Below are 6,672 nucleotides of genomic sequence, written 5' to 3' on the forward strand. Positions count from 1 at the left end.
TGGTTTACTTCCCACGCCACCCCCGGGCCCCCCCCCCCCCCCCCCCCCCCCCGGCCCCCCCCCCCGCCCGCCCCCCCCCCCGGCCGCTCCGGCTCTGCGGCGGGTGGGGCGCCCGTTGCCCTTGTGGGGCCCGGGGTCCTCTGTCATGATCATTGCCCGTGATGAACCGTCGCTCGCTGATCGCCGCGCTCGCCACCGCTCCGGCCCTCGTGGCCCTGGACGCCGCCCTGCGTTGCTCCCCGGCCCGGGCCGCCGACCTCTACGCGTCCAACACGGCGCTCTACTCCGACCCGTCCCTGGTCGAAGGGGTGGACTACGGGCGCCGCTCCCGTCGGCACCTGGTCGACGACCAGGACCCGGCCGCCCGCGCGGGGCTGGTCCGAACCACCGTCATCGCGCCGCACGGCGGCGGGATCGAGGGCGGAACCTCCGAGTTGTGCCTGGCCGTCGCCGGCTACCACCCGGCCGACCTCAGCCGCGTCCCGGCCGGCGGGCCGGTGCACGACTTCTGGATGTTCGAGGGCCTGCGCTCCTCCAACAACAGCGCCCTGCACGTCACTTCGACGCACAACGACGACACCGTCGCCCGCGCGATGTGCGCCGGAAGCCTCAACGTGCTGTCGCTGCACGGCTGCACCGCCGCTCAGGCCGGCCTGGAGGCCGGTGCCCGCGCGGTGCTGGTCGGCGGGCTCAACGCCACCTTCCGCCAGTACCTGACGGAGGAGCTCACGGCGGCCGGCATCCGCGCCGTGACGGCCTCCGGCGAGGAGGAGATCGCCGGGATCTCGCCGGACAACATCTGCAACCGCAGCCTGCTCGGCAAGGGCGCCCAGCTGGAGATGACCACCGAGCTGCGCGCCGCGATGTTCGCCGACGGCAAGAACACCCGCGCCGAGCGGGCCACCAACACCCTTCCGCTCTTCTGGAGCTTCGTGACGGCCGCCCGCACCGCGATCCAGCGGCTGGAGGCGACGCAGCCGGTGCTCTGACGCCGTTCGCCCACGACGGGCGCGACGGGGGACAGGTGTTTGACGGGACGACACACTCAGGCCGACGTGCGTTTACACACTCTCCGTACCGTCACAGCCGCCCGGCTACTCCCCGGGCGCGTGCGCGGCTCGATCGCCGGGCGCGCTGAGGCATCGAGGAGACATCCCTATGCAGCGCAAGGCCTTCAAGGCCGCGGTGGTGGTCGCCATGGCGTCCACCCTGGTGGGCGGCTCGTCCGTCGCAGCCTGGTCCGAGCCCTCGCACCAGAACCAGAACGAGCAGGGCGGGCGCGACGGCGAGATCCGCAACGTCATCTACCTGCTCGGCGACGGCATGGGGCGCACCCACGTCACGGCCGGCCGCGAGCGCTTCTACGGCGCCTCCGGCCGCCTGAACATGGAGCGCATGCCGTTCGTCGGCCAGGTCGCCACCTATGCGGTGGAGAAGGGCAGCAACAAGCCCGCCCTCGTCACCGACTCGGCCAGCGCCGCGACCGCCTGGTCCTCGGGCGTGAAGACGTACAACGCGGCGCTCGGCGTCGACGCGTACGAGAAGAAGGTCGCCACCCTGATGGAGCAGGCCAAGGCGGCCGGCTTCGCCACGGGCAACGTCTCCACCGCCGAGATCACCGACGCCACCCCGGCCGGCCAGTTCAGCCACGTGCTGCTGCGCGGCTGCCAGGGCCCGACGTACTCGGACGCGGCCTGCCTGCCGAAGAACGCCGACGGCACCTACGAGGCGAAGCCGGCCGACACCACCCTGATCACCCCGGTGGCCGAGCAGATCGCCCGCAACGGCACGGCCGACGTCGTGCTCGGCGGCGGCCTGGCCCGCTTCGAGCCGGACGACCAGAAGGCGCTGGAGGCCCAGGGCTACCAGGTGCTCGGCAGCTTCGGCGACCCGGCGCTGCCGGCCCAGACCGCCGCCAGCCAGAAGGTCGCCACCAAGGCCGACCTGGACGCGGCCAAGGGCAAGAAGGTCGTCGGCCTGTTCAACCGCGGCAACCTGACCGTGGAGGCGGCCAAGGCCGCGTTGCCGGCCGGTGCCGCCGAGAAGGCCGAGCCGACCCTGTCGGACATGACCACCAAGGCGCTCGACCTGCTGTCGGCGAAGAAGGGCAAGAACAAGGGCTTCTTCCTCCAGATCGAGGGCGCCCAGATCGACAAGCGCTCGCACGCCAACGACGCCAACCAGACCCTGGGCGAGATCAAGGCCTTCGACGACGCGGTCGCCAAGGCGGTCGACTTCGCCAAGAAGGACGGCCACACCCTGGTGATCGTCACGGCCGACCACGAGTGCGCCGGCTTCAACATCATCGAGAAGGGCACCTTCACCAACGCCGAGGCGGCTGCCCCGCCGGCCAACAACGACGCGGGCAACCCGGCGAACAACAGCTCGCCGGCCCGTACGTCCGGCGGCAACACCAAGGACGCCACCCGCTCCGGCGGCATCGTCAACGGCGCCGGCTCCAAGGACCCGAAGAACTTCGCCCCGGCGACCTTCCGCACCCCCGACGACGCTCCCGGCGTCGCCGACGGCACCCCCGAGGCCAGCCTCTGGCTGACCTACCTGTCCGGCAACCACACCGGTGCCGACGTGCCGATCTTCGCCTACGGCCCGGGCGGCCAGCGCTTCGCCGCCAGCCAGGACAACACCGACCTGTACGGCAAGATGTACCGCGCGCTCTTCAACCGGTCGCCGCAGCGCTGACGTCCGGATCCCACCCCGGGGCCGGGAGCACTCCTCCCGGCCCCGGCCCGCACCCCCAGGAAGAGTCCGCATGAAGCACCGCGCCCGCACCGCCGCCGTCCTGGCCGCCCTCGCCCTCGGCCTGCTCACCGGCTGCTCCGGCGGCGGCGGGGGAGCCGACGCCTCCCCGGCCTCCCCGGCCTCCCCGGCCGCACCGAGCACCCTGGCACTGCCCGCGCCCAAGCAGGCGGCGGCGCCGGCCGCCGTGCTGGCCACCCCGGCCGCGTCGGGCGAGGTCCAGGTCCAGGAGGGCCCGTTCAGCGACCGGGTGAAGCTCACCGGGTTGACCCTCTCCAAGGGCTCCACCGTCGGCGGCCACCTGACCGTCACCTCCGACATCAGCGACGTGCTGGTGCTGGAGATCGGCGCCGCGTTCTACGACGACGGTGGCCGGCTGGTCGGCACCGGGGCCTTCCACTACCAGGAGGAGGAGCCCGCCACCGGCGGGCACGACGGCCCGCGCGCGGCCGGCGAGGGCATCGACTTCACCGCGGTGGCCGAGAAGCTCACCGGCACCCCCGTGAGCGCCGTGCTGTCGATCCCGGTGCTGGTCAACGAGTAGCCACCTCCGGTGAACCCGCCCTCGCCTTCGGCGTCCTCCTGCCCTCGGGTGGGCTCGACCACTTCACGCACATCGGGCTGATCGTCAACACCATGTGATCCGCTCCGCCCGGAGCCCCCGGACTTCTGACGCGGGGACAGCTCCCGGGCCGCGTACGGCGGGTCGTGCGGTGGGGGACTCCGGGCGCCGGTTCCCTCAATCTCTACAGTCCTGTAGATTTCGGCTGGTGGCGGAGGATGGTGCGGGCCCGACCGAGCCGCCCCTGGGGTGCTCGGTCGACGGTCGTGCCGTCCATGGATCCGGTGGCCCGGATCCGGCCGCCGGCCGTACACCGACAGAGACAACAGGAGTAGCAGTGAGCTCGCGTGTGATCGCGAAGGTTGCCCCCGCCCTCGTACTGGTCGGGCTGGTGCTGGGTGCGCCCGGCGTCGCCCAGGCCGTGCCCGCTGCCACCCGGGCCGCCGTGGCCGTCGAGGCGGCGGTCCCGAACGCCCCGGCCGCTCCGGCCGCGGGGTCGGCGGAGGCCGTGCGGCCCGCCGACGACCGTGCCGCCCGCACCGGTTCGCTCGCGGGCGCGCTCGCGTCCGGTGACAAGAAGGAGAAGAAGGGCGGCTTCTTCAAGAAGCTCGGCATCGCCGCCCTGGTCATCGTGCTGCTGATCGTTCTGTTCTTCATCGGGCTCGTGGTGGCGATCGTGTTCGCCGTCCGCCGGATATTCCGCCGCCGCCGCGAGGCGTGACCCGGATCCCGGGCCGGGCGGGCCCCGGCCCCGCCCCGCCCGGCCGGTGTCCGCTCCGCGCTCAGGCGTCCTCGATGTCCGGGACGGGCCGCCGGAACCCGGCGGGCGGACCGGGTGATCCGGCACCGAACGCCACGGCGGACCGGTCCGCACGGCGCACCCGAGACGTATTCTGCGGCCGGTTTCCCCCCGGACGGTTGACCGTCGGCCGCGTCCGGCGCTTGGCTCTCCCCGGGCCCGCCGACACGGGGAGCAGGGGCGGGCCGGACCGACGACCCGGGGAGGACCCATCACCATGCGCGCGACGCGAGAGACACCGGCGACGAACCGAACGGCCCGCACCCGCGGATGGGCCCGCGCCGCCTGCGTGCTGGCGGTGGCCGCGGCCGTCGCCGCCACCGCCGCACCGGCCCAGGCCGCAGCTCCGACCTGGGGCCCCACCGCCCAGGTCGACCTCGGCACCGACGGTGTCCGGGCGGACAGCCAGTCGATGACCCTGGGCATCAGCGCCAACGGCCGGTACGCGCTGTTCGGCTCCTCCGCGACCAACCTGCTGGCGGGCGCCGCGGCCCCCGCCTACGGCCTGTACGTGCGTGACCTGCGCACCGGCCGGACCGAGCTGGTCAGCCGCGCCGAGGACGGCACCCCGTTGGCCAACGCCTCCGAGCAGGCGGGGATCAGCGGCGACGGCCGCTACATCGCGTTCTCCGGCGAGGCGAACGGGGTGTTCAACGTCTACGTGCGCGACCGGCTCAAGGGCCGCACCCAGATCCTCACCGACGGCACCGCGTCCGGCACCGGCGACCACGGCTCCTACCAGCCGGTCATCAGCGCCGACGGCCGGCACGTCGCCTTCATGTCGGCCCGCGACGACGCCGTGGCCGGTGCCGCCGTCACCTCGGAGACCCGCAACGTCTACGTCGTGGACCGGGTCACCGGCGCCGCCCGGTTGGTCAGCGTCGGGGCGGACGGGCAGCCCGCCAACGGCCCGTCCGAGAACCCGACGATCAGCGCGGACGGCCGGACGGTCGGCTACAGCTCCAAGGCGACGAACCTCCTGCCGGCCGCGCCCGGGGGCGACGCCGGCGTTCTCCGCCAGCGCTACACCACCCTGTACGCCACCGACCTGCACCGCGGCACCACCGTCGTGGCCGGCCTCGACCCCGACGGAACGCCGGGCTCGGCGGACAAGGTGCTCCGGCTCAGCCCCGACGGCCGCTACGCCGCCTACGCGCTCGCCGCGGCCCCGCTGCCGGGTGGCAAGTCCCGTACCGAGCTGTTCGTCAGCGACCTGCGTACGGGGCGGGTGAAGAGCATCCGGACCTCCGCCAACCCGGACGCGATCTGCTGGGGGAGCTCCGGGGCGGCCATCACCGCCGACGACCGCTGGATCTACTTCTCCGGCGGCTGCTCCGACACGATCATCCGGGCCGGTCAGGCCCGGTTCAACCTCTACCGCCAGGACCTCAGGAGCGGCCGCACCGAACTCGTCAGCACGGCCGTCGACGGGACCCAGGAGGACGGCGCCTCGCTCGACCCGTTCGTCCCCGAGAACGGCCGGACGGTGCTGTTCGCCAGCACCAGCGGCAACCTCGTCCCCGGCGGCCCCGGCACCTACGACTGGCACGTCTACACCCGTTCGCTGACCCACGGGTAGCGCACGGAACACCGGTGGGCCCGACACGGTTCGGGCCCACCGGTGCGGCCGGGAACGGCGGCCCGGCGCCTCAGACCGCGTACAGGCCGTGCGCGGTGAACACCGCGCGGGCCGCGGCGGTCCGGTCGGCGGTCGGGACCGGGGTGTCGGCGAGCGGGAAGTCGAGGCCGAGAGCCTTCCACTTGGCCGCGCCGAGCTTGTGGAAGGGCAGGACGTCGACGCGGGTGACATTGCCGAGCGAGGCGGCGAAGGCGGCGACGCCCTCGACGTTCTCGGTGGGGTCGGTGAGACCGGGGACGAGCACGAAGCGCACCCAGACCTCGGTGCCCAGACCGGCCAGGCGGCGGGCGAAGTCCAGGGTCGGGGAGAGCCCGCGGCCGGTCACCCGGCGGTACAGGGCGCGGTCCCAGGACTTGATGTCGAGCAGCACCAGATCGGTGTCGGCCAGCAGCGCGTCGTCGGCGCGGGCGCCCAGGTAGCCGGAGGTGTCCAGGGCGGTGTGCAGCCCGAGCTCGTGCTTGAACCGGTGCAGCAGTTCGCCGGTGAGGGCGGGCTGCAGCAGCGGCTCGCCGCCGCTGACGGTCGCGCCCCCGCCGGCGGCCCCGATGAAGGTGGTGTACTTGGCGGCCTCCCGGACGATCTCGTCGGCGGTGACCGGACGGCCGTCGGCCAGGTAGCGGGTGTCGGGGTTGTGGCAGTACTGGCAGCGCAGCGGGCAGCCGGCCAGGAAGGCGACGAAGCGCGTGCCCGGGCCGTCGACGCCGGTGGACAGGTCCCAGGAGTGCAGCCTGCCGGTCACCGGCGCGGTGGGGGCCTCGTCGGCCATGGGGGTCTCCTTCTCCGGTGGTGCGCCGTTTCTCCGGTGGTGGGGGGGGGGGGGGGCGCGCCCCCGGGGGGGCCGCCGGCCGGGGCGGCCCCGCGCTCCACGGCGGGGAGGGGGAGGGCGCCGCCGACGGCGCAGGGCTCGGGGGCGGG

General features: G+C 74.0%; 6 protein-coding genes. 5 read left to right on the top strand and 1 reads right to left on the bottom strand.

The genetic code is table 11. From position 1 onward, the window contains the following. The first annotated feature begins 161 nt into the window (after positions 1–161). The 5 genes from ABZW10_RS38510 (at position 162) to ABZW10_RS38530 (ending at position 5,697) form a co-directional block, all read left to right on the top strand. Entirely contained in the window at positions 162–989 is an 828-nt protein-coding gene (locus ABZW10_RS38510; RefSeq protein WP_355376335.1) for a poly-gamma-glutamate hydrolase family protein, read from the top strand. Between the two features lie 169 nt (positions 990–1,158). Next, entirely contained in the window at positions 1,159–2,700 is a 1,542-nt protein-coding gene (locus ABZW10_RS38515) for an alkaline phosphatase (protein ID WP_355376338.1), read from the top strand. Positions 2,701–2,770: 70 nt separating this feature from the next. Then, entirely contained in the window at positions 2,771–3,301 is a 531-nt protein-coding gene (locus ABZW10_RS38520) for a hypothetical protein (protein ID WP_355376340.1), read from the top strand. A 355-nt stretch (positions 3,302–3,656) separates the two neighbouring features. Continuing rightward, entirely contained in the window at positions 3,657–4,040 is a 384-nt protein-coding gene (locus tag ABZW10_RS38525) for a hypothetical protein (protein ID WP_355376343.1), read from the top strand. A gap of 295 nt (positions 4,041–4,335) precedes the next feature. After that, on the top strand, positions 4,336–5,697 hold the full coding sequence (locus tag ABZW10_RS38530; protein ID WP_355376346.1) for a hypothetical protein: 1,362 nt from the start codon (positions 4,336–4,338) through the stop codon (positions 5,695–5,697). A 70-nt stretch (positions 5,698–5,767) separates the two neighbouring features. Here the strand turns inward: ABZW10_RS38530 and pflA are convergent, their stop codons facing one another. After that, positions 5,768–6,523: a pyruvate formate-lyase-activating protein gene (gene pflA, locus ABZW10_RS38535; protein WP_355376349.1), complete on the bottom strand. Its 756-nt coding sequence runs from the start codon at positions 6,521–6,523 to the stop codon at positions 5,768–5,770. Between the last annotated feature and the right edge of the window lie 149 nt (positions 6,524–6,672).

Source organism: Kitasatospora sp. NPDC004723 (genome assembly GCF_040609255.1).
In the GTDB taxonomy this organism is placed as follows: domain Bacteria; phylum Actinomycetota; class Actinomycetes; order Streptomycetales; family Streptomycetaceae; genus Kitasatospora.